This window comes from Nocardioides xinjiangensis, assembly GCF_017916455.1.
Classification (GTDB): domain Bacteria; phylum Actinomycetota; class Actinomycetes; order Propionibacteriales; family Nocardioidaceae; genus Nocardioides; species Nocardioides xinjiangensis.
In genome coordinates, this window is record NZ_JAFMSY010000003.1 from 198,072 (window position 1) to 223,852 (window position 25,781).

Genomic DNA, 25,781 nt, shown 5'->3' on the forward strand with positions numbered 1-25,781 from the left:
GGCGGTGGCGATGTGGAAGATGCGCTCCGGGACGGCGTCGGGCATCAGAACAGCCGGTGCTCGGCGTCGTCCATCCCGCGCAGCGCGTCGTAGTCGACGAGGGCACAGGCGATGCCGCGGTCCGCGGCCAGCACCCGCGCCTGCGGCTTGATCTCCTGGGCGGCGAAGATGCCGCGCACGGGACCGTTGGTGCACAGCAGGGGGTCGCGGTTGAGCAGCTCGAGGTAGCGGGTGAGCTGCTCGACGCCGTCGATCTCGCCGCGCCGCTTGACCTCGACCGCCACGCAGACCCCGTCGGCGTCGCGGCACATGAGGTCCACCGGGCCGATCGCCGTCATGTACTCGCGACGGACCAGGGTGAGCCCGTCGGCCAGGCTCGCCGGGTGCTCGGCGAGCAGCTCCTGGAGGTGCTTCTCCACGCCGTCCTTCTGCAGGCCGGGGTCGATGCCGAGGTCGTGGGAGCTGTCGTGCAGGACCTCGTCGATGAGGATGCGCAGCGTGTCGTCGGTCTTGGTCGCGGAGACCAGCCACTCGGCGCGACCGTCCTCCGCCACGCCCTCGCGCACCGTGCAGGGCGGCGACATCCAGTTGAGCGGCTTGTAGGAGCCGCCATCGGAGTGGATGAGCACGGAGCCGTCGGACTTGAGCATGAGGACGCGGGTGGCGAGCGGCAGGTGGGCGGTCAGCCGCCCCGCGTAGTCCACCTGGCAGCGTGCGACGACGATCCTCACGACGGGCGAATCTACCGTGGTCCGCATGCGTGGCCGACGTACGCCCCCGCGCGGTCGTCGTGCGCGGTGCGACCACCCGGACGAGTGACGCTTCCCACACGGACGGGGCTCCGGCGCCGTGGGAGCATGCCCCCATGACTGAGACCGCTACCCGCGACTTCACCACGATCGGCGTCATCGGCCTGGGCACGATGGGCGCCGGGATCGCGGAGGTCTTCGCCCGCAACGGGCGGCGGGTGATCGGCGTCGAGGTCAACGACGGCGCGGTCGAGCGGGGCCGCCAGCACCTCGAGCACTCGACCGGGCGCGCGGTGAAGCGCGGCAAGATGGCCGAGGACGAGCAGGCCGAGCTGCTGGGCCGGATCACCCTGACGACCCGGATGGAGGACCTCGCCGACGCCGACCTCGTGGTGGAGGCGGTCGTGGAGTCCCTCGAGGTGAAGAAGTCGATCTTCCGCACCCTCGACTCCGTCGTGCGTCCGGACGCGGTGCTGGCGACCAACACCTCCTCCCTCAGCGTCACCGAGATCTCGACCGCCAACGCGCGCCCGGGTCGCGTCGTCGGGGTGCACTTCTTCAACCCCGCCCCGGTGCAGGACCTCGTCGAGATCATCCGCACCGTGGTCACCGAGCCCGACGTCCTGGCCGACGTCCAGCGCCTCCTGGTCGGCATGGGCAAGAACCCGGTCGTGTGCGGCGACAAGGCCGGCTTCATCGCGAACACGCTGCTCTTCGGGTACCTGAACCACGCGGTCGCGATGTACGAGGCCAAGTACGCCTCGCGCGAGGACATCGACGCCGCGATGCGCTTCGGGTGCGGCTATCCGATGGGCCCGCTGGCCCTGCTCGACCTGATCGGCCTCGACACCGCGTACGAGATCCTCGACACGATGTACAAGCAGGGCCGCGACCGGCTGCACGCACCGGCGCCGATCCTCAAGCAGTACGTCACCGCGGGCCTGCTCGGCCGCAAGTCGGGCCGCGGCTTCTACACCTACGAGGCGCCCGACTCGCCCGTCGTGGTGCCCGACGTGCACACGCCCAGCGAGGCCGACAAGCCCCAGCTGCGCCACGACATCCGGCTCGTGGGGGTCGTCGGCACCGGGACCATGGCCGCGGGCATCGTCGAGGTCTTCGCACGAGCCGGCCACGACGTGCTCTTCACGGGGCGCAGCCAGGACAAGGTCGACGGCGTGGTCGCCGCGATCAGCAGGAGCATGGACAAGCAGGTCCAGCGTGGCCGTGCGACCGAGGAGGAGAAGACCGCGGTGCTGGGTCGCATGCGTGGCACCACCTCGCTCGACGACCTCGCCGACGTCGACCTCGTGGTCGAGGCGATCGCCGAGGACCTTGCGGTCAAGACCACGCTCTTCGAGAACCTGGACGAGATCTGCCGGGGCGGCCGCGGCGGTGCGGGCGCCATCCTCGCCACCACGACGTCGTCGCTGCCGATCATCGCGATGGCGAAGGTCACCAACCGTCCGCAGGACGTCGTCGGCATGCACTTCTTCAACCCGGCCAGCGTGATGAAGCTGGTCGAGGTGGTCTCCACGGTCGCGACCGACGAGGACGTCACCGAGACCGTCCTGGCCCTCTGCGAGCGGATCGGCAAGGTGCCCGTGCGGTGCGGCGACCGCGCCGGCTTCATCGTCAACGCGCTCCTGTTCCCCTACCTCAACGACGCGGTCAAGATGCTCGAGGCGCACTACGCGACCGCCGACGACATCGACACCGCCATGAAGCAGGGCTGTGCCCTCCCGATGGGCCCCTTCGAGCTGCTCGACGTCGTGGGCAACGACGTGTCCCTGGCGATCCAGAGGGAGCTCTACCTGGAGTTCCGCGAGCCGGGGTTCGCGCCGGCGCCGCTCCTCGAGCACCTCGTCACCGCCGGGTACCTCGGTCGCAAGACCGGCCGCGGGTTCCGGGACTACAGCAGCCGCTGACGTACGCCGCTCAGTCGAGGCAGAACTCGTTGCCCTCGGGATCGGTCATGACCATGTGCCCCGCGGTCATCGGCGGCGCCGGCTCGTGGCGCTCCACCCGCGAGGCGCCGAGGGCCACGAGGCGCTCGCCCTCGGCCTCGAGCGCGACCATCCGCTCGTCGCCCTCGAGCCCGGGAGCGGCGCGCAGGTCGAGGTGCACCCGGTTCTTGGCGGACTTGCCCTCGGGGACCCGCTGGAAGAACAGGCGTGGGCCGTCGCCGTCGGGGTCCTCGGCGGCGGAGGCGGAGTTCCACTCCGACTCCGGCACGCCGACCGCGGCGAGGAACGCCCGCCACGCCTCGAACGGGTCCTCGCCCGGCTCGAGCGCCCGGCCCGGCGGCGGCGGGTTGACGTAGCCCATGGCCGCGGCCCAGAAGCGCGACAGCGCCTCGGGGTCGTGGGCGTCGAAGGTCACCTGGATGCTCCGGCTCATGCACCCATCCTCGTCCTCCTCGCCGACACTGACGCCCGAGCGGGGCGTGAGGCACGGGCGAGCGGTGTGTGGCGCAGGTTTCGGCGGCGGGAATGCTGCCTCACGCACCGCCACGGGGCCGGGGCGCGGTCGAGCGGTGCGTGGCGCAGGTTTCGGCGGCGGGAATGTTGCCTCACGCACCGCCCCCGGGCCGGGGCGCGGGCGAGCGGTGCGTGAAGCAGGTTTCGGCGGCGGGAATGCTGCCTCACGCACCGCCCCAGGGCCGGGGCGCGGGCGAGCGGTGCCTGAAGCAGGTTTCGGCGGCGGGAATGCTGCCTCACGCACCGCCCCAGGGCCGGGGCGCGGGCGAGCGGTGCGTGGCGCAGGTTTCGGCGGCAGGAAAGCTGCCTCACGCACCGCCACCGGGGGCGGGAGGTCGTACGCCGTGCGCGCCGGCGTCGACGAGGGCGCGGGTCAGCGGTTGTCGACGACCAGGGCGGCGAGGCGGGCGCGCGAGCTGATGTCGAGCTTGCGGTAGATGTGGGTGAGGTGCGCGTCGACCGTGCGCGGGGAGACGAAGAGCTCCTCGGCGATCCGCCGGCTGGTCAGGCCGTGCGCCACGCGCTCGGCGACCTGGCGCTCGGCCGCGGTGAGCGCGTCGAGCACCGACGGGGGAGCGGACGTCGGCCGCGTGAAGACGGCCGTGATGAGCGAGACGGCGTCGGCGGACAGCTCGTCGCCGTCGATCCACTCCGCCGGAGCCCGGCTCGCCGGGACGACGTCGTAGTCGGCGGAGTAGCCCCAGCGCACGGCCAGCCGCGGGGTGCGGATGGCGAAGGCCGCTGCCGCGAGGGCTCGCGCCTCCGGCAGGTCACGGGCACGGGCGACGCCGGCGAGGCCGTCGAGGACGTCGGCCGCGCGCAGGGGGAGCCGCATCGCTCGGCACTGCTCGAGCGCGGTGAGGTAGGTCGTCGTCGCCTGGTCGAGGTCGCCGAGGTCGACGAGCGCCCGCCCCAGCAGCAGCCGCGCCTCCACGCCGTCGCGGCCCAGTCGCGCCGAGTCGGCCAGCGCCACCACGTCGGCGGCCAGCCCGGCCGCCCGACGCGACTCGCCGCGCACGAGGAGGTCGCGGCCGTCCTGGGCCAGCACCGGCAGGCGCACCGCCCACGGCAGCGTCTCGCGCACCACCTCCGTCGGCACCCAGGTGGGGTCGAGCCCCCGCAGCAGCGTCTCGGCGAGCAGCCCGACCCGGTCCTCGGCGAGCTCGCGCGCCTCGAGGACGACGGCGCGGGTGCCGGCCACCGCCTCGGCGATCCGGCCCTGCTCGAGGGCGATGCGGGTCAGGACGGTGCGTGCGGAGAGGTCGATCCAGCGCTCGTCTCGCGACGTGCGCGCCGGCATCGCCTCGCCGGCCGCCCGGGTCGCCTCCGCGAAGCGGCCCTGCGAGGCGTAGACGTCGGCGAGCGTGCGCGTCGCCTGCCGGCTGATGGACCCCTCCGGGTCGAGGCTGATCGCGCGCTTCGCCTCGGCCTCGGCGCGGGCCGTGTCGCCGGCGTCGAGGTGCATCTCGGCACGGATCGAGGCCGTCTTGGCGAGCTGCTCCTCGGGCCGCGGCGCCGACGACGCGTGCTGGTCGGCCCGGTCGAGCAGCCACAGCCCCTCGTAGCTGCCCCGCATCTCCGAGGCGGCGATCCCGGCCCGGCGCGCGACCTGGGCCCCGATCGCCGGGGGGCCGTCCCCGCTGGCGAGCGCCCCCTCGAGGATCTCGACGGCCTCCCGCGTGCGCATCGAGGTGTAGAGCGAGGAGAAGATCCGGTTGGCCACCGAGTAGCCCTCGGCCCGCGTCTCGGGGTCGGCGCACGCGGTGAGCACCGCGTGCCGCATCGCGGGCAGGTCGCTCAGCCACTCGGCGTCGGCTGCGCCGTAGTTGTCGTGGTCCGGCGCGTGGGCCTGTGCCCACGCCAGCAGCCCGGCCTTCACCGCGGCGACGTCGTCCGGCGTGGCCAGGGCGCGGGCGCGGCCGCGGATCGGGGAGAGCATGTCGAAGCGGCCCTCGGCGTCGACCTCGAGCAGGCTGCGGCGCACGAGGCCGCCGGCGCGCTCGGCGGCCTCGGGGACCGGGACGTCGAGCACCCGGGCCAGCACGCCGAGACCGACGCGGAAGTCGAGCAGGCCGATCCGGCGCAGCGCGGACGCACTCGCCTGGTCGAGGAGGTCGTGCGCGGAGTCGACCGCCTGGTCGAGGCTCACCGTGGCCAGGGCGTTGCCGAGGCCCACGAGCGCGGACTGCACGGCCACCTGCTCGATCAGCAACGGCAGGCCGCCGGTGGCCCGCAGCAGCCGGCGTACCTCGTGCCCCTGCGCGGCCAGGTCCACCTGCCGGCCCGCGGCGCGGACGCGTCGCAGGAACAGCTCCACAGCCGGCCCCTCGAGCGGCGCTCGCTGCGGGGGCACCGGCAGCGGCCCGACGCGGACGACGGACTCGAGGGGCTGGCCGGCGGTGGTGCGGGCGGTCACGACGACCCGTGCGTCGCTCGTGCTCTCCAGCACCGACTGCAGCACCGGGCCCGCCCCGGTGGCGTCGAGGTCGAGGCCGTCGAGGACCAGCACGCACTCCCGTCCGTCGACGGCCCGGCCGAGGGCGCCGGCCAGCGAGTCGCCCGGAGCCGTCTCCGACTCCAGGCTCTCGAGCGCGGCGACCAGGACGTCGTCGACGGTGCGGAGGCTGCGGGCGTCCACCCACGAGGCGCTCGAGCGGCCCGCCGCGACGTGGCGCACGAGGAGCGTCTTGCCGCAACCGGGTGGACCGACCACGGTCACCCACCGCGAGTCGTCGAGGGCCAGGCTCAGCGCGCGCTGGACGTCGTCGCGACCGAGGCACGTGGCAAGCACGTCCCGAATGTAGCGCCATCGGAGGGGCCGAGTTAGGTAGGACTACGGATGCCCGGGGCGCGGCTGCCGCGGGAGCCTTCTCGTACGCCGACGGGGTCGGGGCCGCACGAGGGGAGGACCCCGCCGCCCGTCGGCACCCGGCCGGAGCAGGCCGACGTCGTCGGGGGTCGACGGCGGCCTGCTCCCGCAGTCTTCAGGGGGCCGCGGCCTTGCCGTCGCTGCGTACGCTGGAGCCATGGAACTCGTGCTCGTGCTGGTCGTCCTGGGCGGGCTGACGGCCACCGCCGTGGCGGCCGGGAAGTCGAGCAAGAAGCGTGAGCTGGCGCGGCTCGAGGCCGAGGTGGCGCCGGTGAAGAGGCTGGCCGAGGAGGACGTCACCGCCCTCGGCGTCGAGCTGCAGGACCTCGACATCGAGATGGCCGGCCAGCAGCTCGACCCCGGTGCGAACGCCGACTACCAGCGCGCCCTCGACTCCTACGAGGCCGCGAAGACCGCCGCCGCGGGACTCACCCGCGCCGAGGACGTCAAGCACGTGACGGAGATCCTCGAGGACGGTCGCTACGCCATGGCGTGCGTCCGCGCCCGGGTCGCGGGCGAGCCGCTCCCGCAGCGCCGGCCGCCGTGCTTCTTCGACCCCCGCCACGGTCTGTCCGTCGCCGACGTGCCGTGGACACCTCCCGGTGGCGCGTCGCGCGACGTGCCTGCCTGCGCGCTCGACGTGGAGCGGGTCCGCGCCGGCGCGGAGCCCGACATCCGCAAGGTGATGGTCGGTTCCCGCCGGGTCCCCTACTGGCAGGGCGGACGCGCCTACCAGCCCTACGCGGCCGGCTACTTCGGCGCCTTCTCGCCGATGGACTGGATGTTCATGGGCATGCTGTTCGGCGGCGGGTTCGACGGCCTCGGCGAGGGCATCGGCGCCATGGGCGAGGGCATCGGCGACCTCTTCGGTGGGATCGGCGACGGCATCGGCGGCATGTTCGACGGCTTCGACTTCTGACCCGACCGGCTGCTTCCCACCTGTCACCTCGCCGACGACGGGTCGGTCGTCGCGAGCCGAGCGGGCTGCGCGAGGATGGCCGGGTGAGCCTGCACCGCACCGAGCTCGGCGACTCCGGGTCGCGCGTCGTGTTCTGCCACGGACTCTTCGGCCAGGGCAAGAACTGGACGCAGGCCGGCCGGGCGCTCAGCGCCGACCACCGGGTCCTGCTCCTGGACATGCCCAACCACGGGCGCTCTCCGTGGACGGACACTTTCGACTACCTCGAGCTGGCCGACCTCGTCGCCGCCGAGCTGGGCGACGAGCCGGTGGCGCTGGTGGGGCACTCGATGGGCGGCAAGATCGCGATGTGCGTGGCGCTGCGGCACCCGGACCTCGTCGAGCGGCTCGCCGTGGTCGACGTCGCCCCCGTGGCCTACGAGAGCGGGCGGGAGTTCGTCGGGTACATCGAGACGATGCGGGCGATGGACCGCGCGGTGCTCGAGCGCCGCGAGCAGGCCGAGGAGGCGCTGCGCGAGCCGGTGCCCAACCCGGTGGTGCGCAGCTTCCTGCTGCAGAACCTGCGGCGCACCGACGACGGCTGGCACTGGCAGGTCAACCTCGACCTGCTGGGCGAGCACATGTCCGAGCTCGTCGGCTGGCCCGGCGACCGCTTGGGTGACGCGACGTACGACGGTCCCGTGCTGTGGGTCGGCGGCGCGCGCTCGGACTACATCTCCGACGAGCACGCGGTGGAGATGGACCGGCGCTTCCCGCGCAACCGGCGCGTGCTGATCAAGGGCGCAGGGCACTGGGTGCACTCCGAGCAGCCCGAGGTCTTCCTCGAGGTCGTGCGCCGCTTCCTCGCGTGACGAATCGGGCCGGTCCGCGAGGGCGGCCGGCTCAGCCCCTCTGCCGGGCGCGGTACGCCGCGACGGCCTCGCGGTTGCCGCAGGTCGTGGAGCAGTAGCGCCGGGACCGGTTGCGGGAGAGGTCGAGCACCACGTCGTCGCAGTCGTCGGCGGCGCAGCGGTCGAGCCGCGACATCTCGTCGGCGCGGATGACGTCGACCATCGCCATCGCGGTCTCCACCACGACCCGCTCGTCGAGCGGACGGTCCGGGTCCACGGCGTGGAGGTGCCAGTCCCAGTGGTCGTGACGCTGGAGCTGGGGGAGCGCCCGTGCCGTGGCCAGCATGCCGTTCACGATCTCCGCGGCCTCGTCGCGCTCGGCCAGGAGCAGGGCCTTCAGCGCCGGGCGCAGCCGGCGTACGGCCTCGAGCTCGTCCGCCGTGGCGTCGTGGCGGCCGGTGTAGGACCAGGAGGCGAGGAAGGCGGACAGGTCGTCGACCGAGCCCAGCGGGTCGCCGGGCTCGTCGGTGGAGTTGACCAGGGCCACCGCGGCTTGCAGGGCCGCATCCGTGTCATCCGTGAAGAGCACGTTGACACATTACACGCAGCCGTCGTAGCGTCATGACCGTGAAGGCTTTGACTCATGACACCCCCTCGTCCCGGGCCGCGACCGGACTGGTGCTCGCGGTCGCGTCGGCCTCCACGTTCGGCATGTCCGGAGCGCTGGCGCGCGGGCTGCTCGACACCGGCTGGAGCGCCGGCGCGGCGGTCACGCTGCGCACGGTCATCGCCGCGGTGGTGCTGCTGGTGCCCGGCCTGCTCGCGCTGCGCGGGCGCTGGCACCTGCTGCGCGACAACGCCGGCCTCATCGCCGGCTACGGCATCTCGGCCGTCGCCGGTGCCCAGCTCTGCTACTTCTACGCGGTGACCTACATGCAGGTCGGCGTGGCGCTGCTGCTCGAGTACACCGCTCCCGTCGCGGTCGTCGTGTGGCTGTGGCTGCGCCACGGCCAGCGGCCCTCCGGTCTCACCGGGCTCGGCGCCGTGCTGGCCGCCGCCGGACTGGTGCTCGTCCTCGACGTGGTGTCCGGAGCCGACCTGAGCACCGCCGGGGTGCTGTGGGCGCTCGGCGCGATGGTCGGGGCGGCGTCGTACTTCATCATCTCCGCCGACGAGGGCAACGGGCTGCCCGGGATCAGCCTGGCGGCCGGCGGGCTGCTCGTCGCCGGTGTCGTGCTCTCGGCCGCCGGGGCCACCGGACTCCTGCCGTTCAGCGCCTCCGGTGCGGACGCGGTCTACGACGGCTTCACCGTGCCGTGGTGGGCCACCGTCCTGGCGCTCGGCCTGGCGACGGCCGCCTTCGCCTACGTCACCGGCATCGAGGCCGGACGGCGCCTCGGCAGCCGGCTCGCGTCGTTCGTGGCGCTCGGCGAGGTCCTCGCCGCGGTGGTCTGGGCCTGGCTGCTGCTCGGCGAGCTGCCGAGGCCGGTCCAGCTCGGCGGCGGCCTCCTCGTGCTCGCCGGCGTCGTCGTGGTGAAGCTCGGCGAGGGCCGGACCGCGCTCGGGGCCGCTCCGCTGCCGGAGCCGGAGCCGGACCGCGGCCCGGACCTCGACCCCGACCGCGACCAGGGAGCCGTCAGCGGGCGTCCTGTCGCTTGAGGAACACCTCGCGGTGCAGCAGCAGCAGCGCCGCCGCGACCGGCACGGCGAGCAGCGCTCCGATGACGCCCATCAGCGAGCCGCCCACCAGGGCGGCGACCACGGTGACCGAGCCCGGCAGGTCCACCGACTTCTTCATGATGCGCGGGTAGATCACGTAGGACTCGAACTGCTGGTAGGCCAGGTAGTACACGAGCGCCACCAGCGCGATCGTGGGGGAGACGGTCAGCCCGAGCAGGGTCATGATCGCGCCGGACACGAACGCTCCGACGACCGGGATCAGGGAGAAGAGCCCGACGACAAACGCCAGCGCGAAGGCGTAGTCGGCGAGCCCGACGACGAACGAGAACACCAGGGTGCTGAGGCCGGCGCACAGCGCCACGAGGAAGGCACCCGCGACGTAGGCGCCGGTGGAGCGGATGATCTGGTCGCCGAGCTGGCTGACGCGGGGGCGACGGGAGGCCGGCGCCAGCGAGTAGCCGGCGTGCTTGATGCTCGGCAGCGAGGCCAGGAAGTAGATCATCAGCACCAGGACGATGAGGCTGTTGGTCAGCGCCGACAGCACCCGGAGCCCGACGCCGAGGGCGCCGCCGAAGACCCGCTGGCCGAACTCGCCGTTCGCGATGTAGTCCTGGGCCTTGGCGATGACGTCGTACTTGTCGTCGAGCCGCTGGACCTGCCGGTTGGACTGCAGGTCGTCGAGCCAGCCGGGGGCGTTGCGGGTGATCTGGGCGATCTGGTCGCTGATCACCGGCGCCACGGCGACGACGAACAGCGCCAGCACGCCCAGCACCACGACCAGGACGAGCAGCACGGCCAGCCCGCGACGGACGCCACGGCGCATGAAGAACTCGACGACCGGGTTGAGCCCGATCGCCAGGAACATCGACATCACGAGGAGCACCAGCACCGACGAGATGCTGAGCAGCTGCTGGGCGAGGAAGAACGCCACCAGCGCGCCGAGCGCGCCGAAGAAGCCGACGTTGAACGGGGCGTGGCGCAGCAGCTGGGACGGCGGGGCGGCCGGCTCCACCGGGACGTAGGGCGCGGGAGCCGCGTCGTCGAGGAGGAGGTCGGTGGCATCGTCGATGTGCTCGGCGATCTCCGTGGCGGACTGCGCGGACTCCTGGGCCGCCTCCTCCGCGGCGTCGGCGGCGGCCTCGGCCCGGTCAGCGTGGTCGCTCACCTGCTCGACGAGCTCCTCGGGAACGGCCCCGACAGGCGGTGCCGGCTGCGACGGACGCGAGGTCGTGGCGTCGCCGTCCTCCGGCGCGGACCTCACGGCGTCGCGCAGCCGGGCACGCCAGCTCAGGACTCGTCCTCGGCGAAGCCCGCGACGACGTCGCGCAGGGCACCGAGCTGGGCGGTGATGGCGTCACGCCGCTTGGCCGCGCGCTCGACCTCGGCCTGGATGTTGGCGAGCTCGCGCTCGGCCTCCGCGACCCGGGTGGCGTTGATGGACTCGGCCTGGGTGCGCGCGGACGCGACGACCTGCTCGGCCTCCCGGCGGGCGCGGGCGAGCAGCCCCTCGGCCTCGGACTGGGCCTGCTGCCGGTGGGCGTTGGCCTGCGCCGTGGCCTCGCGGGCGCGCTGCTCGGCGGCGTTGGCACGTGCCTCGGCCTCGGCCACCAGGCGCTGGGTCTCCGCGGTGGCGTTGCTGTGGTGCTCCGCCGCCTCGCGGGCCAGCCGCTCCTTCTCCACCGCCAGCGTCCGGCGCGCCTCCTGGACCTCCCGGTCGGCGGCCGCGCGGGCCTGCTCGGCCTCGCGGGTGGCGGTCACCCGCAGCTCGTTGGTCTCCTGCTGGGCGGCGAGCCGCACCTGGTCGGCCTCCCGGCGGGCGGCGGCCAGCAGGTCCTCGGCCTCCGACCTGGCCAGGCTGCGCTCGGTCTCGGCGTCGGCGGTGAGGCGCGCGCGCATCTCGTCGAGCTCCTTGAGCTGCACCATGCGCATGTCGTCGGCCTCGCGGGCGGCGTCGGCGCGGATGCTGTGGGCGTCGCGCTCGGCCTGCGCACGGATGTCGGCGGCCTCCCGCCGGGCGGCCGCGCGGACGTCGGCGGCCTCCTCCTCCGCGAGCTTGAGCATCGAGGTGGCCCGGCCGCCGAGCCCGGCGTACGTCGGGTTCTGGATCTCGGCGACCTCCGCCCGCAGCCGCTCGAGCTCGGCCTCGAGCTCGATGACGCGCTGCTCGCTGCTCGCGAGGCTGGTCGCGAGGCCGGCCTTCTCGCTCTGGAGCTGGCCCACGCGCTGGTCGACGGCCGCCTTGTCGTAGCCGCCACGGCGCACCACCGGCAGCGGAGCCCCCTGCGGGACGGGCGGGACCGGCCGGTCGGCGACGGGAGTCGGGCCGGACGGGGCTGCAGGGCGCCGAGCCGGCGCGGGGGCCGGTGCGGGGGCCGGTGCGGAGGCCCGCGCCGCCGGTGCCGGCGGGGGGATGACGGGGGAGCGGCGGGTCGGCTGGGGGTCGGTCGTCCGCACCGCCGCGGGCACCTCGCGCTCCTCGGGCGCCGTCTCGGAGGTGGCCTCGGGGGCCATCTCCGCGGCGCGCGACTCGGCACCGGCGACCGGGAGGACCTGGGTCTCCTCTCCCGCGCCGTCGGTCGACTCCGGCTCGTCGAAGATGGACAGGCCCTGGTCGGAAGCCATGGTGAGGCACCCTCTCTCACGTCGTACGGACTGCGTCGGTGCCAGTCTGTCCGATGTCCCCACACGTTCACACCCCGGCTCGCGGAGGATCGGCAAACCGGGGTGTGTCGGACGTCTCGGGTCCGGGGTCAGACGCCCCGGAACCGGTTGATGGCCGTCTCGTGCTGCGCGCGCATCTCGTGGTCGAGGACGCCCAGCCCCTCCTCGGGCGCGAGGCACAGGACCCCGACCTTGCCCTGGTGGGCGTTCAGGTGGACGTCGAGCGAGGCCTGGCCGACCTCGTCGAGCGGGTAGGTCCTCGACAGCGTCGGGTGGATCGCGCCCTTCGCGACCAGGCGGTTGGCCTCCCACGACTCGCGGTAGTTGGCGAAGTGGCTGGAGATGATCCGCTTGAGGTTCATCCACAGGTAGCGGTTGTCGTACTCGTGCATGTAGCCCGAGGTGGAGGCGCAGGTGGTGATGGTGCCGCCCTTGCGGGTGACGAAGACCGAGGCGCCGAAGGTCTCGCGACCGGGGTGCTCGAAGACGATGTCGATGTCCTCGCCGCCGGTGAGCTCGCGGATGCGGGCGCCGAAGCGCTTCCACTCGCGCGGGTCCTGCTCGGTGCCCTCGTCGTTCCAGAACTTGTAGCCCTCCTCGGAGCGGTTGATGATCAGCTCCGCTCCCATGCTGCGGGCGATCCTCGCCTTCTCCTCGTTGGACACCACGCACACCGGCGTCGCGCCGCCGTTGAGGGCGTACTGGGTCGCGAAACCGCCGAGGCCTCCCGACGCCCCCCAGATCAGCACGTTGTCGCCCTGCTTCATGTTGCCGCCATTGGTGCTCACGAGCTGGCGGTACGCCGTGCAGTTCACCAGGCCCGGGGAGGCGGCCTCCTCCCAGGTGAGGTGCTCGGGCTTGGGCATGAGCTGGTTGGCCTTGACCATCGCCACGTCGGCAAGACCGCCGAAGTTGGTCTCGAAGCCCCAGATCCGCTGCTCGGTGTCGAGCATCGTGTCGTTGTGGCCGTCGGGGCCCTCGAGCTCCACCGACAGGCAGTGGGCCACGACGCGGTCGCCCGGCTTCCAGCGGGTCACGCCCGGGCCGGCCTTGAGCACGACGCCGGAGAGGTCGGAGCCGACCACGTGGTAGGGCAGGTCGTGGCGCTTGGTGAGCTCGCTGCTGCGGCCGTAGCGCTCCAGGAAGCCGAAGGTGGACACGGGCTCGAAGATCGAGGTCCACACCGTGTTGTAGTTGATCGCGCTGGCCATGACGGCCACGAAGGCCTCGCCGGGACCGAGCTCGGGCAGCGGCACCTCGTCGACGTGGATCGACCGGCGCGGGTCCTTCTCCTTCGACGGCAGCCCCTCGAACATGTCCACCTCGTCCTTCTTCACGAAGGCGGCGCGGTAGGACTCGGGGAGCTCGAGGGCGGCGAAGTCCTCGGACGTGGCCTCGCCGGACTGGATGGCTTCGAGGATGTTCTGCACGGGCGTCTCCTGGTGGGCGTCGGTGGCACGATTCGGGTCAAGGTACCGGCGAGTAACCTCGGGCGGTCGAAGGTGTGACGTACGTCGCTCAGGCGTGCGTCGCGCCCGTGGCGGGCTCGACGAGCTCGACGAGCACGCCGCCCGCGTCCTTGGGGTGGACGAAGTTCACGCGGCTGTCCGACGTGCCCCGCCTCGGTGCGTCGTACAGCAGGCGCAGCCCGCGCCCACGCAGGACGTCCGCCACGTGCTCGACGTCCGCCACGCGGAAGGCCAGCTGCTGGATGCCGGGACCGTTGCGGTCGAGGAACTTCGCGATCGTGGACTCCGCCGTCAGCGGCGCCAACAGCTGGATGCAGGAGCCGGAGTTCCCGACGCCGACCATCGCCTCGCGCACCCCCTGCTCCTCGTTGACCTCCTCGTGGAGGATCTCCATGCCGTAGACGTCGCGGTAGAACGCCATGGCCTCGTCCAGGTCGGGCACCGCGATCCCGACGTGGTCGATGGCGGTGAACAGGTGGCGGACGTCGCCGAGCGGGTCGCCGGGCGGTGCGGGTGTGGTCATGGCCGACATCGTGCACTCGGGCGGTGCGCCGCGCGAGCGGGTGTGACGTGCGCCTCATCGCGGCCCGGGTGCGCACCCTGCCGCCCGGGGCGGCGCATGGGTATCGTCGACGGACGAAGCACCCGACACCCGCACGCCTGGAGGAGAGCTCATGACCGGTTCCGTCATCGTCGCGGGGGCGCGCACCCCGATCGGACGCCTGCTCGGCGGGCTGAAGGACTTCTCGGCCGCCGACCTCGGCGGGATCGCCATCAAGGGCGCGCTCGACAAGGCGGGCGTGAGCGGCGAGCAGGTCGACTACGTCATCATGGGCCAGGTCATCCAGGCCGGTGCGGGACAGAACCCCGCCCGGATGGCCGCCGTGAAGGGCGGCATCCCGATGTCGGTGCCGTCGATCACCATCAACAAGGTCTGCCTCTCCGGCCTCAACGCCATCGCGCTGGCCGACCAGCTGGTCCGCGCGGGGGAGTGCGACATCGTCGTCGCGGGCGGCATGGAGTCGATGACCCAGGCCCCGCACTTCCTGCCGAAGTCGCGCGAGGGCGTGAAGTTCGGCGACGTGAAGCTCGTCGACTCCATGGCCTACGACGCGCTCTTCGACCAGTTCACCTCGCAGGCGATGGGCCTGCTCACCGAGGAGTGCAACGCCGCGGGCGCGAACCTCACCCGCGAGGAGCAGGACACCTTCGCGGCCTACTCCCACCAGAAGGCCGCCGTCGCCTGGAAGAACGGCGTCTTCGCCGACGAGGTGGTGCCGGTGGAGGTGCCGCAGCGCAAGGGCGACCCGATAGTCGTCGCGGAGGACGAGGGCGTGCGGGGTGACACCACCGTCGAGTCCCTGGCCCGGCTGCGCCCCGCCTTCAGCAAGGACGGCACGGTCACCGCCGGCTCGGCCTCCCAGATCTCCGACGGGGCGGCCGCCGTCGTGGTGATGAGCAAGGCCAAGGCCGAGGAGCTCGGTCTGACCTGGCTCGCCGAGATCGGCGCCCACGGCCAGGTCGCCGGACCCGACTCCACGCTGCAGCTCCAGCCCGCCGCGGCGACGGCCAAGGCGTGCGAGAAGGAGGGCATCTCGCCCGCTGACCTGGACCTGGTGGAGTTCAACGAGGCCTTCGCCGCGGTCGGCATCTCCTCGGCGCGCGAGCTCGGCATCGAGGACGCCAAGGTGAACGTCAACGGCGGTGCCATCGCGCTCGGCCATCCCGTCGGCATGTCGGGCACCCGGGTGGTGCTCACGCTCGCCCTCGAGCTCAAGCGCCGCGGCGGCGGCGTCGGGGCGGCTGCTCTGTGCGGTGGCGGCGGCCAGGGCGACGCCCTGATCGTCCGCGTCCCCGCGTGACGACGCGCGCGGGACGCGCGTGACGAGGCGGGGCGCCGCAGGGGTCCCCGCGCTCGTCGGGCGAGCGCGCGAGGGTGATCCGGCGGCCGTGGCCCGCCTCATCACCCTCGTGGAGGACGCCTCGCCGCTGCTGCGCGAGGTCATGTCCGCGCTCGGCCCGAATGCCGGGCGGGCGCACGTGCTGGGCGTCACCGGCGCGCCGGGCGTGGGCAAGTCGACCACCACCAACGCCCTGGTGACCGCCATGCGGCGCGCCGGGCGGCGCGTCGGCGTGCTGGCCGTGGACCCGTCCTCGCCCTTCTCCGGCGGTGCGCTCCTCGGCGACCGCGTGCGGATGGGCGACCACGCCCTCGACCGCGACGTCTTCATCCGCTCCATGGGTGCCCGCGGGCACCTCGGCGGCCTCGCCCGGTCGACCCCGCAGGCGGTTCGCGTGCTGGACGCAGCCGGGTGCGACGTCGTCGTCGTGGAGACCGTCGGGGTCGGCCAGAGCGAGGTCGAGGTGGCCGGGCTCGCCGACACGACCCTCGTGCTGCTGGCGCCCGGGATGGGCGACGGCATCCAGGCCGCGAAGGCGGGCATCCTCGAGGTGGGCGACGTCTACGCGGTCAACAAGGCCGACCGGGAGGGCGCCGACCGCACCCGTCGCGAGCTGCGCACCATGCTCTCGATGGCCGACCGGCCGGAAGGCGCGTGGCGGCCGCCGGTGCTGCAGACCGTCGCGAGCACGGGGCAGGGGATTGACGAGCTGCTCGCCGAGATCGAGCGGCACGCCGCGTGGCTCGCCGAGTCGGGCGGGCTGGCGCGGCGGCGTACGCTCCGGGCGCGCCGCGAGGTGGAGGCGATCGCCCTCGCGACCCTGCGCGAGCGGTGGGGCACCGACGGCGGCGCCGCGCTCGACACCCTGGCCGACCGGGTGGCGAACGGCGACGTCGACCCGTACGCCGCCGCCGACGAGCTACTCCGCCGCAGCTGACAGGACTTCGCGGAGGTCGTCGACGACCTGGCGCGTCCGCACGAGCAGCACGCCGAGTCCGACTCCCTCCGCCGTCGCGGACAGCACGAGCGTCTCCTGCCCCGGCACGGGTACCGCGGCGATGACCGTGTGCTGCTCACCCGAGGAGAGCTGGATGGTCTGCAGACCCTCGCCGCGGCCTCCGAGCTCGCGACCGGCCGCGAACATGCCGCCGGTGAGACGGGCTGCCCTCCGCACCTCGGCGTCGGGCAACCCGTCGGCGGCCAGGGGGACCCCCGCAGCCGTGCACAGCAGGACCGAGCTGACCGCGCCGAGGTCGTGCTCGAGCGTGTCCACCACGTGCGTCCAGGCTCGTTCGACCGCTCGCCGAAGGGGCCGGTCCTGTCCGCGGGTGGAGTCCACGGGCCCGGTCTGCCCCTCGGCTTCCCGTTCGGGTCCACGGGCACGGACCTGGGCGCGCCGGTGGTCCGAGGCCCGTCCCGCCCACGAGCCCCCCGACGCCCCCGGCCCGCGGCTCGACGTCGCGGCGCGAGGACGCGGCACAGGATCGACCGAAGGTGTCTCGGGGCCGCTGACGCTGGGCGTCCCGGACGCGCCCTCCGGGCCGCCCTCGGGACCGCCTTCGGGACCGTCCTCTGGACCGTCCACGGGTGCGTCGGAGCGGCGCCGCCGCCAGCGCGACGGGTTCGCGCGTTCCGCGCTCACCGATGCCTCGTCTCTGTCGTGGGGTGCTCGCTCACGGACGCCGTCGGGCGGCTCAGCCCAGGCCGACGGCCGCCCGGTTCACGGCGCTGCGCAGGAGGGCGAGGTTCGTCGACTGTCGGTCGGCCGCGACGTAGATGAAGGCCTCGGTGCCGACGAGCTTGATCAGGTGCAGCTGGGTCTGCAGCGTCAGCAGCATGTCCTCGAGACCGGAGAGGTTGAGGATGCGCATCGTGTTGAGCTTCGCCTTGACCAGCTCGCTGTTGTAGGCGCTCGCGGTGTCGAGGTCGAAGTCCCGAGTGGCCTTCGTGGCCAGCGGCATCCCGCTCTCGAGGTCGACGATCGAGGCACCGATGAAGCCGTTCACGCCGGCCGCGATGTCTTCGAGAATGGCGTCGTACTTGTCCGACATGTGTTGCTTCCTCCAGGGGTTTTGGGCTGACCTCGACCGGCTGCCCGGCCGTGTCCCGCGTTGTGGTGTCAGGGTGGCGGGACTGGGGGAACGGTAGCCGTGACGTTCGGCGGCGGGAGTCGTTTTCGCGAAACCCGACCAAGGTTTGTCTAGGCACGGCCCGTCAGCACGGCCAGGCCTCAGGCCGCGTCCTCCGCGGGCATCACCCGGTCCTCGTGCAACGGGTCGGCGAGGTCAGCGTGTCCTGTCCGCACGGCAGCGAAGGTCCACAGCTTATTCAGCACGAAGGACAGGGGCGTGACCAGCACGATGACCGCCAGCTGCGCCCAGTAGAGCCGGGTGCGCAGGCCGGTCGAGTCGTCCAGTACGTCGGTCGGCAACGCCACCGGCGAGTGCGGGTGCAGCAGGAGCGTGAGCAGCGCCAGTCCGACGGCGTGGCCGCCGAGGCCGACGACCAGGAAGGGCCAGTACTCCCGCCACCACCCGGCCGCGCGGCTGCTGCGGAACGTCCAGGAGCGGTTGAGCTGGAAGTTGGTGAGGTTGGCGACGAGGAAGGCGACGGTCGAGTAGACGTGGTACCACCGCAGGTTGAAGTCGGTGCCGCCGAGGGCCACGACCGCCTCGTCGAAGTGCGGCCCGAGCCGGCGGAGCACCACGAGGGTGGCCAGGTTGACCAGCACGCCCGAGGCGCCGACGACGCCGAACCGGACGAGGAGACCGACGTTGCGCCGGTGGCGCGCCACCAGCGCGGCACCCCGAGATCCCATGGTGGCGAGGCTACCGACCCGTCGCCTCCCGGCTGGCTCCTCTCCCTAGGATTGGGCCATGACGCAGCAGCCCTTCAGCCGTCCAGGTGCCATCGACCTCTCCGGTCTCGGCAAGCCCGCTCCCCAGCCCGCTCCGGCGGGCGGACCCGCGAGCGCGGGCTCGGGCGGTGGGTCCTACAGCGTCGTCGTGGACCAGCAGAACTTCCAGGGACTGCTCGAGCAGTCGATGACCGCACCGGTGCTGCTGGCGTTCTACTCGCGCAGCCGGATGCCGGAGAGCGGCCAGCTGGCCGACGACCTCGCGACCGTGGTCGGCGAGCACGAGGGCCGCTTCCTGCTCGGGCTGGTCGACATCGACGCCGTCCCCCAGATCGCGCAGGCGATGCAGATCCCGTCGATCCCGCTGGTGGTGGCCGTCGTCGACGGACGCCCGATGCCGTTGCTGCAGGACGTGCTGCCGATCGAGGAGCTGCGGACCGCGCTCACCCAGGTCGGTCAGCAGCTGACCGCGCAGGGGATCACCGGCCGGCACCAGCCGCGGTCCAGCTCGTCGCCCGACGAGGACGGTGAGGAGGCGGTCGACCCGCGCTACGCGCCCGCCCAGGACGCCCTCGTGGCCGGTGACATCGACCGGGCCGTCGCGGAGTACCAGAAGCTGGTGGACGCCAATCCCGCCGACGTCGAGGCCGCCGGCGGCCTCGCGATGGCGAAGGTCATGCAGCGCACGCAGGGCGTCGACCTGAACCAGGCGCGAGCGGCCGCCGCGGAGAACCCCGACGACGTGGACGCGCAGACGCTGGTCGCCGACCTCGACATGCTGGGCGGACACGTCGAGGACGCGTTCACGCGGCTGGTGAACCTCGTGGCCCGGACGGCCGATCCCGACCGGTCGAGGGCACGCGACCACCTGCTCGGGCTGTTCGCCGCGGTCGGCAACGACGACCCGCGGGTGCTGGCGGGGCGCCGCAACCTCGCCTCAGCGCTCTTCTGAGTCCCGCTTCGCCAGCACCGACCGCCCCGCCTCGAGGCGCGCGACCGGGACGCGGAAGGGCGAGCACGAGACGTAGGTGAGGCCGACGTCGTCGAAGAAGTGCACCGACCGCGGGTCGCCCCCGTGCTCGCCACAGACGCCCACCTTGAGGTCGGGGCGGGTGCCGCGCCCCTTCGTCGTGCCCATCTCGACCATGCCGCCGACGCCCTGCTGGTCCAGCGACTCGAACGGCGACACGTCGAAGATGCCGTGCTCGAAGTAGCGCGAGAAGAACGAGGACTCCACGTCGTCGCGCGAGAAGCCCCACGCCATCTGGGTGAGGTCGTTGGTGCCGAAGGAGAAGAAGTCCGCGGACTTCGCGATCCGGTCGGCGAGGAACGCCGCCCGGGGCAGCTCGATCATCGTGCCGATCGAGATGTCGAGCTTCACACCGCGCTCCTCCTCGACCTCGGCGATCTGCTGGTCGAGCTCGGCCCGCACGATCTCGAGCTCGCGGACGCTGGCGACCAGCGGCACCATGATCTCCGGCCGCGGGGTGCCGTGCGCGGCCATCCGGTCGGCGGCGGCCTCCGCGATGGCGCGCCCCTGCATGCGGAACAGGCCCGGGATCTGGATGCCGAGGCGTACGCCGCGCAGGCCGAGCATCGGGTTCTGCTCGTGCAGGCGGCGGACGTGGGTGAGCAGGGTGGCCGCCCGCTCCTCGACCCGGCCCCGCTCCTCGGCGAGCGCCACCTCCACGCTGAGCTCGGTGAGGTCGGGGAGGAACTCGTGGAGCGGTGGGTCGAGGAGCCGGATCGTGACCGGCAGGCCGTCCATCGCCTCGAGGATCTCGGTGAAGTCCTGCCGCTGCAGCGGCAGCAGCTCGGCGAGCGCGGCGTCGACGCCGGCCTCGTCCTCGGCGACGATGAGCCGCTCCACCAGCTCCCGCCGCTCGCCGAGGAACATGTGCTCGGTGCGGCACAGGCCGATGCCCTGGGCACCGAAGCGGCGGGCCCGGGCGGCGTCGTCGGGGGTGTCGGCGTTGGTGCGCACCCGCAGGCGGCGGGCCCCGTCGGCGTGGGCCATGATGCGGGCCACGGCGTGGGCGAGGTCGTCGTCGAGCTTCTCGCCCTCGAAGTGGCGCACCACCACGGAGTCGGCGACCGGGACGGCGCCCGCGAACACCTCGCCGGTCGTGCCGTCGATCGAGATCACGTCGCCCTCGCGGACCGTGTCGCCGTCGCGCACGCGGAACTCCCGCGCCTTGGCGTCGACGTCGAGCGACTCGGCTCCGCACACGCACGTACGCCCCATGCCCCGGGCCACCACGGCGGCGTGGGAGGTCTTGCCGCCGCGGCTGGTGAGGATGCCGCGAGCGGCCACCATGCCGCGCAGGTCGTCGGGGTTGGTCTCCTTGCGGACGAGGATGACGTCCTCGCCACGCTCGGCCCACTCCACGGCCGTGTCGGAGTCGAAGACCACCTTGCCGACGGCCGCACCGGGGGAGGCGTTCATGCCCTTCGCCAGCAGCGTGCGCTCGGCCCCGGCGTCGAAGCGCGGGAACATCAGCTGCGCGAGCTGGTCGCCGCTCACCCGCAGGACCGCCTCGTCCATCTGGATCAGGCCCTCGTCGACCATGTGCACGGCGATCCGGAACGCCGCCTCGGGGGTGCGCTTGCCGACACGTGTCTGGAGCATCCACAGCTTGCCGCGCTCGACGGTGAACTCGATGTCGCACATGTCGCGGTAGTGCCTCTCCAGCCGCGTCATGATCTCCATCAGGTCGTCGTAGGACCGCTGGTCGATCTGCGCCATGTCGGCCAGCGACACCGTGTTGCGGATGCCGGCGACGACGTCCTCGCCCTGGGCGTTCTGCAGGTAGTCGCCGTAGACGCCCTGCTCGCCGCTCGCGGGATCGCGGGTGAAGGCCACGCCCGAGCCGGAGTCCATGCCGAAGTTGCCGAAGACCATGGCCTGGACGTTGACGGCGGTGCCGAGGTCCTCGGGAATGCGCTCCTGGCGACGGTAGAGCCGCGCCCGGTCGGTGTTCCAGGAATCGAAGACCGCGCGGATCGCGAGGTCGAGCTGCTCGCGGGGGTCCTGCGGGAAGGCGCGTCCCGTCTCCTGCTCGATGATGCCCTTGAAGGTCTCGACGAGCCCGCGGAGGTCGTCGGCGTCGAGGTCGAGGTCGGAGTCGGTGCCCTTGCTCCGCTTCGCCTCGTCGAGGGCGTCGGAGAACAGCTCGGCGTCCACGTGCAGGACGGTGCCGCCGAACATCTGGAGCAGCCGGCGGTAGGAGTCCTGCGCGAAGCGCTCGGACTCGCTGCGCGCGGCGAGCCCGCCGACCGAGGTGTCGTTCAGTCCCACGTTGAGGACCGTCTCCATCATCCCGGGCATGGAGAACTTCGCTCCCGAGCGCACCGAGACGAGCAGCGGGTCGTCGGCGTCGCCGAGCTTCTTGCCCATCGCCTCCTCGAGCGCGGCGAGGTGCTCGCTGACCTCCTCGGCCAGCCCGTCCGGCTCGCCGCCCTCGCCGAGGTAGGCCCGGCACGTCTCGGTCGAGATGGTGAAGCCCGGCGGCACCGGCAGGCCGAGGTTCGTCATCTCGGCCAGGTTGGCGCCCTTGCCGCCCAGCAGGTCCTTCTGGTCCTTGCTGCCCTCTGAGAAGTCGTAGACCCAGGTCATGAGGGCATCCTGCCTCAGCGACCGGACTCCGTATACGCCTCCGTGCCGCCGACCGCGGCTCGCACCCGGCGGGCGGTGAAGTCGGCCGCCAGCTCGTCGACCTCCTCCAGGGTGCAGAAGCGCACGTCGCGGATCTCGCGCTCCTGCATGACCACCCCGGCGAGGACCGAGGTGGGGTGGGTGCCACCGTCGAAGACCAGGCAGACGGCGTCGTCCCAGCCGCCCCACGGAGGGAGCCAGTCGGTGAGGACCAGGCCGCGGGGCTCGATCTGCAGGCCGAGCTCCTCCTCGACCTCGCGCTGGACCGCCACCCGCGGCGACTCCCCGACCTCGACCACGCCGCCGGGCAGGTCCCAGTCGCGCTTGTAGGTGAGCCGGCACAGCAGGACGCGTCCCTCGGTGTCGCGCAGGAGCATCTGGGCGATCGCCCGCTTGCGGGGCAGGAACGAGTTGAGGAGCGCCCGGAAGCCCCCGGGCTCCTGGACCGGCGCGTCGGTGACCAGGCGGGCGTAGACGACGTGGTCGGACTGCCCGCCGTCGTCGTCCACGCTCCGGCGTACGCCCTCGCGGTGCAGCCCCGCCCACGTCGCGGCCCTCTGGCCGGCCGCGTCGTCGATCGCGACGAGCGCCTCGACCCGGCTGTGCTCGGTCAGGGCCGCCGCGACCTCGTGGCGCAGGGCGTCGGTGGTCGGCGCTCCCTCCCAATGGATCCTGGCCACGCCGTCGGCGACGGTCGTCACGCTGATCGAGTCCCGGGGGTCTGCCACCCGGCCACCCTAGCGAGCCCTGCCCGGAGGGAGCCGCGGACGTTCGAGGTGCCGCCGGGGAGGGTCCGCCCGACGTCGCGTCAGCGCACGACGTCGAAGCGAGCCATCATCCCGTGGTCCTCGTGGTCGAGCATGTGGCAGTGGATCATGAACGGCCCGGTGTAGTCGGTGAAGCGGGCGGCGACCTCGACCTGCTCCCCGGGCTCGAGCCGCCAGGTGTCCTCCAGGCCCCGTTCCCACGGCGGTGGCCGCTTGCCGTCGCGCAGGAGCGTGCGCCACTGCTCGGCGTGGATGTGGACGTAGTGGGTCACGTCGCTGGTGTTGCGGAAGCGCCACCGCTCCACGGTGCCGAGGCGGGGGCGGTGGTCGACACGACCGGGGTCGAAGGCGCGGCCGTTGATGGACCAGTAGCTGCTGTGCGCGGACTCCTCGAGCCCGAACGTCCACGTCTGCGACACCTTGGCCGGGACGGGCGACACCAGCTCGGGCGACGGCAGTCGCGACGGCAGCCGCGAGGCGTCGCGGGCGGGGGCACCGACCCGGAACTCCATCACGGATGTCTCCCGCGCGTCGTCACCGGTGGCTCCGGCCGCGGCGGGCACCGACGCGAGCACGAGGCGCTGCCCGGTGGCACCGCTGAAGTCCACGATCACGTCGGCGCGCTGGGCGGGACCGAGCAGCACGCTCGACCGCACCACCGCCTTGGGCAGCAGGCCGCTGCCGGTGCCGATGTGCAGGAACGGCCTGCCGTCGGACAGCGTGAAGTTGTAGCTCGAGAACGGCGAGGAGTTGAGGAGGCGGAGCCGGTAGCGGGTCGCCGACACGTCGAGGTACGGCGCGAAACGACCGTTGACCAGCACCTTGTCGCCCACCGTCGCGTCGTCCGGCGGTGCGTGCGGTCCGCTCCACGCCATCTCGCCGTGGTGGCCCACCATCTCGGGGCCGTGGGCGAAGGGGTCCGTGAGCTGGTTGGCTGCGCTGAACGACCGCTCGGACACCATGAGGGGCAGGTCGCGACGGCCCGTCGGCAGCCGTAACCCGCGCCTGGGCGGGTCGGTGACGATGAACATCCCCTGCAGGCCGCGCCAGTTGTTGCGAGCGGTGCGGTCCATGCGGTGGTCGTGGTACCAGAAGAACGAGCCTGGCTCGGGGCGGCCGTCGACCACCAGCGGGTAGTCGTAGGTACGCTCGCCGCCGCGTCGGACGAGGTGGGTGGTGGGCTGCCCGTCGTCCGCGGGCGCGTGGTGGTCGCCGTGCAGGTGCGTCGACATGGCTCCGGCGCCGCGAGGTAGGCGGTTGACGACGGTGACCTCGGTGCCACGCCCCCCGCGCCGCTTGATCGTCGGTCCGGGGTAGGTGCCGTCGTAGGTCCACATCGCGGTGCGCCGTCCGTGCGGGAGCACCCGCACCCGGGCGCGGCGCATGACGAGCCTGACGTCGGCGCCCCGGCGGGTGGCGGGGACGACCAGGGGCTGCTCGAAGCGGGTGTCCACCGGCTCGACGCCACCGGCGACCCCCTCGACGGTGATCACGCCGCGCATGCCCGGGTGCAGCTTGCAGAAGAACGCCCACGGGCCGGCGGCGAGGGTGCCGACGCCCGGCACGGTCGCGGACGTCCCGGCAGGGACGCGTACGTCGAACACGGGCGTCCCGTCGGCGGCGCGGGCGACCGACGTGACCGTGTGGTCCATCGAGTCGAGGTTGACCACCGTGACGGCGCCGCCGCCGCCCACGGTCACCTCCGGCGTCGCGAAGCCCGTCCGGGCACCACCTTCCTCGATGACGATGGTCGCGTTGCGGACCGGCTCGGCGGACGCCGTCCGCCCGCCCGGCGCCGTACCCAGGTCGGGGATCACGAGCGCCATCGCGCACGCCACGATGCCGACCAGCCACGCAGTCGGCCTGCTACGCAGGGTCCACGTCATCGTCCCGAGTGTGCACCAGCGACGGGGGACCGGCACCTCCCGGGCGACGGTGGTCTGGACCTGGCCGCGACGTCACGAAAGTGGATGATGACAAGCGCGGACGACCGTGCCTTCACTGGAAGGTGCTGCTGTGCCGACGTCCGGCACGCACTCTCCAGAAGGGTTGGACCACCATGCACGTGCCGACCAGACTGCGCAGGGCGGTGGCGGTCGTGTGCGCCACCGCGCTCGCCACCTCGCCCCTGCTCGTCGCTCCCACGACCGCCGGTGCCGCGAGCGCCGCCACACCGACGGCACGAGCCGCCATGCCCCACCTCACCGCGACGCTGACCAAGAAGACGATCAGGGTCAAGGGCGCCGACCGCCTGAGGGCGGGCCGGGTCCACTTCGCCGTCAAGGGCGCCGGGATCGTCGAGTTCGTGACGTTCGACAAGGGCTACGACGTCGCCGACTTCACCCGGGACGTCAACAGGTTCGGCGCGAAGAACGACATGAAGGCGCTCAAGCGAGCGATCCGGAACGCCACGATCATCGGCGGCTTCGCCGGCGGTGGCTCCGGCACCATCGTCTTCCCGCGCCCGGGTGCCTACACGCCGTTCGCCATCGGCCAGCGCGGAGTGGTGACCGGCAAGACGTTGGTCGTCCGTGGGCCGGTGAGGTCGTCCTCCGCGCCGCGGACCGACGGCCGCATCCTCGCCAAGCGCGGTCTCGCGTGGGGCGGCGCCTCGACGCTCCCCGCGAACGGCCGGTTCCTGTTCAAGAACAAGCGCAGCGCCGCGGTGCCCCACTTCGTGGTGCTCCAGCAGGTGGCTGCCGGGACCACCACCGACCAGGTGCTGCAGTTCCTGCAGAGCGGGGAGGAGGGGCCGCCCCCGTCGTGGGTGCTCCCGGGGTCGATGGAGACCGGCTCGCTCAGCCCGGGACGGAGCATGACCGTCGACTACGACCTGCCGCCCGGGCAGTACGTCGTGATGTGCTTCTTCCCGGACCCCGAGATGCAGGGCATGCCGCACGCCCTCATGGGGATGCTGCGGATGATCAACCTCACCTAGCCGGCGGAA

Annotated in this window: 22 protein-coding genes; 8 read left to right on the forward strand and 14 right to left on the reverse strand. The window is 72.8% G+C overall.

What is annotated here, in order from left to right; genetic code table 11:
* Positions 1–44: 44 nt before the first annotated feature.
* Complete coding sequence (gene nucS, locus J3P38_RS14460; RefSeq protein ID WP_455430100.1) at positions 45–758, reverse strand: endonuclease NucS; 714 nt, start codon at positions 756–758, stop codon at positions 45–47.
* A 107-nt stretch (positions 759–865) separates the two neighbouring features.
* Here nucS and J3P38_RS14465 point away from each other — a divergent pair, with 107 nt between their 5' ends.
* Positions 866–2,674: a 3-hydroxyacyl-CoA dehydrogenase family protein gene (locus J3P38_RS14465; protein WP_210504158.1), complete on the forward strand. Its 1,809-nt coding sequence runs from the start codon at positions 866–868 to the stop codon at positions 2,672–2,674.
* 10 nt (positions 2,675–2,684) lie between these two features.
* On the opposite strand, the gene J3P38_RS14470 is transcribed toward J3P38_RS14465, so the two are convergent.
* Positions 2,685–3,146 carry a VOC family protein gene (locus tag J3P38_RS14470; RefSeq protein ID WP_210504159.1) on the reverse strand — a complete coding sequence of 154 codons (462 nt, stop codon included), beginning with the start codon at positions 3,144–3,146 and terminating at the stop codon, positions 2,685–2,687.
* A 453-nt stretch (positions 3,147–3,599) separates the two neighbouring features.
* Positions 3,600–6,017, reverse strand: a complete 2,418-nt coding sequence (locus J3P38_RS18450; protein ID WP_210504160.1) for a LuxR C-terminal-related transcriptional regulator — start codon at positions 6,015–6,017, stop codon at positions 3,600–3,602.
* Between the two features lie 235 nt (positions 6,018–6,252).
* Between J3P38_RS18450 and J3P38_RS14480 the strand changes: the two genes are divergently transcribed.
* Both J3P38_RS14480 and J3P38_RS14485 read left to right on the forward strand, forming a co-directional pair.
* Positions 6,253–7,014 (forward strand): hypothetical protein, encoded by a 762-nt coding sequence (locus J3P38_RS14480; protein WP_210440461.1) that lies wholly within the window; start codon positions 6,253–6,255, stop codon positions 7,012–7,014.
* Between the two features lie 83 nt (positions 7,015–7,097).
* Positions 7,098–7,865, forward strand: coding sequence for an alpha/beta fold hydrolase (locus tag J3P38_RS14485; RefSeq protein ID WP_210504161.1), 768 nt, complete (start codon positions 7,098–7,100; stop codon positions 7,863–7,865).
* A gap of 31 nt (positions 7,866–7,896) precedes the next feature.
* On the opposite strand, the gene J3P38_RS14490 is transcribed toward J3P38_RS14485, so the two are convergent.
* Positions 7,897–8,433 carry a CGNR zinc finger domain-containing protein gene (locus J3P38_RS14490; RefSeq protein WP_210504162.1) on the reverse strand — a complete coding sequence of 179 codons (537 nt, stop codon included), beginning with the start codon at positions 8,431–8,433 and terminating at the stop codon, positions 7,897–7,899.
* A gap of 38 nt (positions 8,434–8,471) precedes the next feature.
* Here J3P38_RS14490 and J3P38_RS14495 point away from each other — a divergent pair, with 38 nt between their 5' ends.
* Positions 8,472–9,503 carry an EamA family transporter gene (locus J3P38_RS14495; RefSeq protein ID WP_307807926.1) on the forward strand — a complete coding sequence of 344 codons (1,032 nt, stop codon included), beginning with the start codon at positions 8,472–8,474 and terminating at the stop codon, positions 9,501–9,503.
* Here J3P38_RS14495 and J3P38_RS14500 read toward each other — a convergent pair.
* The 4 genes from J3P38_RS14500 to mce form a co-directional block, all read right to left on the reverse strand.
* Positions 9,481–10,689 (reverse strand): AI-2E family transporter, encoded by a 1,209-nt coding sequence (locus tag J3P38_RS14500; protein WP_210504164.1) that lies wholly within the window; start codon positions 10,687–10,689, stop codon positions 9,481–9,483. The genes J3P38_RS14495 and J3P38_RS14500 overlap by 23 nt on opposite strands.
* Positions 10,690–10,811: 122 nt before the next feature.
* On the reverse strand, positions 10,812–12,146 hold the full coding sequence (locus tag J3P38_RS14505) for a coiled-coil domain-containing protein (RefSeq protein ID WP_210504165.1): 1,335 nt from the start codon (positions 12,144–12,146) through the stop codon (positions 10,812–10,814).
* 128 nt (positions 12,147–12,274) lie between these two features.
* Positions 12,275–13,615, reverse strand: a complete 1,341-nt coding sequence (ccrA, locus tag J3P38_RS14510; protein WP_210504166.1) for a crotonyl-CoA carboxylase/reductase — start codon at positions 13,613–13,615, stop codon at positions 12,275–12,277.
* A gap of 88 nt (positions 13,616–13,703) precedes the next feature.
* Positions 13,704–14,177 carry a methylmalonyl-CoA epimerase gene (gene mce / locus J3P38_RS14515; protein ID WP_210504167.1) on the reverse strand — a complete coding sequence of 158 codons (474 nt, stop codon included), beginning with the start codon at positions 14,175–14,177 and terminating at the stop codon, positions 13,704–13,706.
* A 151-nt stretch (positions 14,178–14,328) separates the two neighbouring features.
* Here mce and J3P38_RS14520 point away from each other — a divergent pair, with 151 nt between their 5' ends.
* Both J3P38_RS14520 and meaB read left to right on the forward strand, forming a co-directional pair.
* A complete protein-coding gene (locus J3P38_RS14520) occupies positions 14,329–15,516 on the forward strand; it encodes an acetyl-CoA C-acetyltransferase (RefSeq protein ID WP_210504168.1) in 1,188 nt (395 codons plus the stop codon).
* Between the two features lie 88 nt (positions 15,517–15,604).
* On the forward strand, positions 15,605–16,492 hold the full coding sequence (gene meaB, locus J3P38_RS14525) for a methylmalonyl Co-A mutase-associated GTPase MeaB (RefSeq protein ID WP_307807927.1): 888 nt from the start codon (positions 15,605–15,607) through the stop codon (positions 16,490–16,492).
* Here meaB and J3P38_RS14530 read toward each other — a convergent pair.
* The 3 genes from J3P38_RS14530 to J3P38_RS14540 form a co-directional block, all read right to left on the reverse strand.
* Positions 16,475–16,831 carry a hypothetical protein gene (locus tag J3P38_RS14530; RefSeq protein ID WP_210504170.1) on the reverse strand — a complete coding sequence of 119 codons (357 nt, stop codon included), beginning with the start codon at positions 16,829–16,831 and terminating at the stop codon, positions 16,475–16,477. The genes meaB and J3P38_RS14530 overlap by 18 nt on opposite strands.
* Positions 16,832–17,249: 418 nt before the next feature.
* Complete coding sequence (locus tag J3P38_RS14535) at positions 17,250–17,606, reverse strand: roadblock/LC7 domain-containing protein (RefSeq protein WP_210504171.1); 357 nt, start codon at positions 17,604–17,606, stop codon at positions 17,250–17,252.
* A gap of 179 nt (positions 17,607–17,785) precedes the next feature.
* The gene (locus J3P38_RS14540) at positions 17,786–18,373 is read right to left on the reverse strand and encodes a GtrA family protein (protein ID WP_210504172.1); all 588 of its coding nucleotides are present in this window, start codon (positions 18,371–18,373) and stop codon (positions 17,786–17,788) included.
* A gap of 58 nt (positions 18,374–18,431) precedes the next feature.
* Between J3P38_RS14540 and J3P38_RS14545 the strand changes: the two genes are divergently transcribed.
* Positions 18,432–19,364 carry a tetratricopeptide repeat protein gene (locus J3P38_RS14545; protein ID WP_210504173.1) on the forward strand — a complete coding sequence of 311 codons (933 nt, stop codon included), beginning with the start codon at positions 18,432–18,434 and terminating at the stop codon, positions 19,362–19,364.
* Here J3P38_RS14545 and ppdK read toward each other — a convergent pair.
* The 3 genes from ppdK to J3P38_RS14560 all read right to left on the reverse strand — a co-directional run bounded on the left by ppdK (position 19,350) and on the right by J3P38_RS14560 (position 24,720).
* Positions 19,350–22,028, reverse strand: coding sequence for a pyruvate, phosphate dikinase (gene ppdK, locus J3P38_RS14550; RefSeq protein ID WP_210504174.1), 2,679 nt, complete (start codon positions 22,026–22,028; stop codon positions 19,350–19,352). The two genes, J3P38_RS14545 and ppdK, sit on opposite strands and share 15 nt — an antisense overlap.
* A gap of 14 nt (positions 22,029–22,042) precedes the next feature.
* Positions 22,043–22,795 (reverse strand): NUDIX hydrolase, encoded by a 753-nt coding sequence (locus J3P38_RS18455; RefSeq protein WP_210504175.1) that lies wholly within the window; start codon positions 22,793–22,795, stop codon positions 22,043–22,045.
* Positions 22,796–22,875: 80 nt separating this feature from the next.
* Positions 22,876–24,720, reverse strand: a complete 1,845-nt coding sequence (locus J3P38_RS14560; protein ID WP_210504176.1) for a multicopper oxidase domain-containing protein — start codon at positions 24,718–24,720, stop codon at positions 22,876–22,878.
* Positions 24,721–24,893: 173 nt separating this feature from the next.
* On the opposite strand from J3P38_RS14560, the gene J3P38_RS14565 reads away from it, so the two are divergent.
* Positions 24,894–25,772 carry a hypothetical protein gene (locus tag J3P38_RS14565; RefSeq protein ID WP_210504177.1) on the forward strand — a complete coding sequence of 293 codons (879 nt, stop codon included), beginning with the start codon at positions 24,894–24,896 and terminating at the stop codon, positions 25,770–25,772.
* The last annotated feature ends 9 nt before the right edge of the window (positions 25,773–25,781 follow it).

Coding starts and splice junctions, on each gene's coding strand:
- J3P38_RS14565 (WP_210504177.1), top strand. CDS start 24,894: ATGCACGTGCCGACCAGACTGCGCAGGGCGGTGGCGGTCGTGTGCGCC.
- mce (WP_210504167.1), bottom strand. CDS start 14,177: ATGACCACACCCGCACCGCCCGGCGACCCGCTCGGCGACGTCCGCCAC.
- nucS (WP_455430100.1), bottom strand. CDS start 758: ATGCGGACCACGGTAGATTCGCCCGTCGTGAGGATCGTCGTCGCACGC.
- ppdK (WP_210504174.1), bottom strand. CDS start 22,028: ATGACCTGGGTCTACGACTTCTCAGAGGGCAGCAAGGACCAGAAGGAC.
- J3P38_RS14470 (WP_210504159.1), bottom strand. CDS start 3,146: ATGAGCCGGAGCATCCAGGTGACCTTCGACGCCCACGACCCCGAGGCG.
- J3P38_RS14480 (WP_210440461.1), top strand. CDS start 6,253: ATGGAACTCGTGCTCGTGCTGGTCGTCCTGGGCGGGCTGACGGCCACC.
- J3P38_RS14505 (WP_210504165.1), bottom strand. CDS start 12,146: ATGGCTTCCGACCAGGGCCTGTCCATCTTCGACGAGCCGGAGTCGACC.
- J3P38_RS14520 (WP_210504168.1), top strand. CDS start 14,329: ATGACCGGTTCCGTCATCGTCGCGGGGGCGCGCACCCCGATCGGACGC.
- J3P38_RS14545 (WP_210504173.1), top strand. CDS start 18,432: ATGACGCAGCAGCCCTTCAGCCGTCCAGGTGCCATCGACCTCTCCGGT.
- J3P38_RS14535 (WP_210504171.1), bottom strand. CDS start 17,606: ATGTCGGACAAGTACGACGCCATTCTCGAAGACATCGCGGCCGGCGTG.
- J3P38_RS14560 (WP_210504176.1), bottom strand. CDS start 24,720: ATGACGTGGACCCTGCGTAGCAGGCCGACTGCGTGGCTGGTCGGCATC.
- J3P38_RS14540 (WP_210504172.1), bottom strand. CDS start 18,373: ATGGGATCTCGGGGTGCCGCGCTGGTGGCGCGCCACCGGCGCAACGTC.
- J3P38_RS14465 (WP_210504158.1), top strand. CDS start 866: ATGACTGAGACCGCTACCCGCGACTTCACCACGATCGGCGTCATCGGC.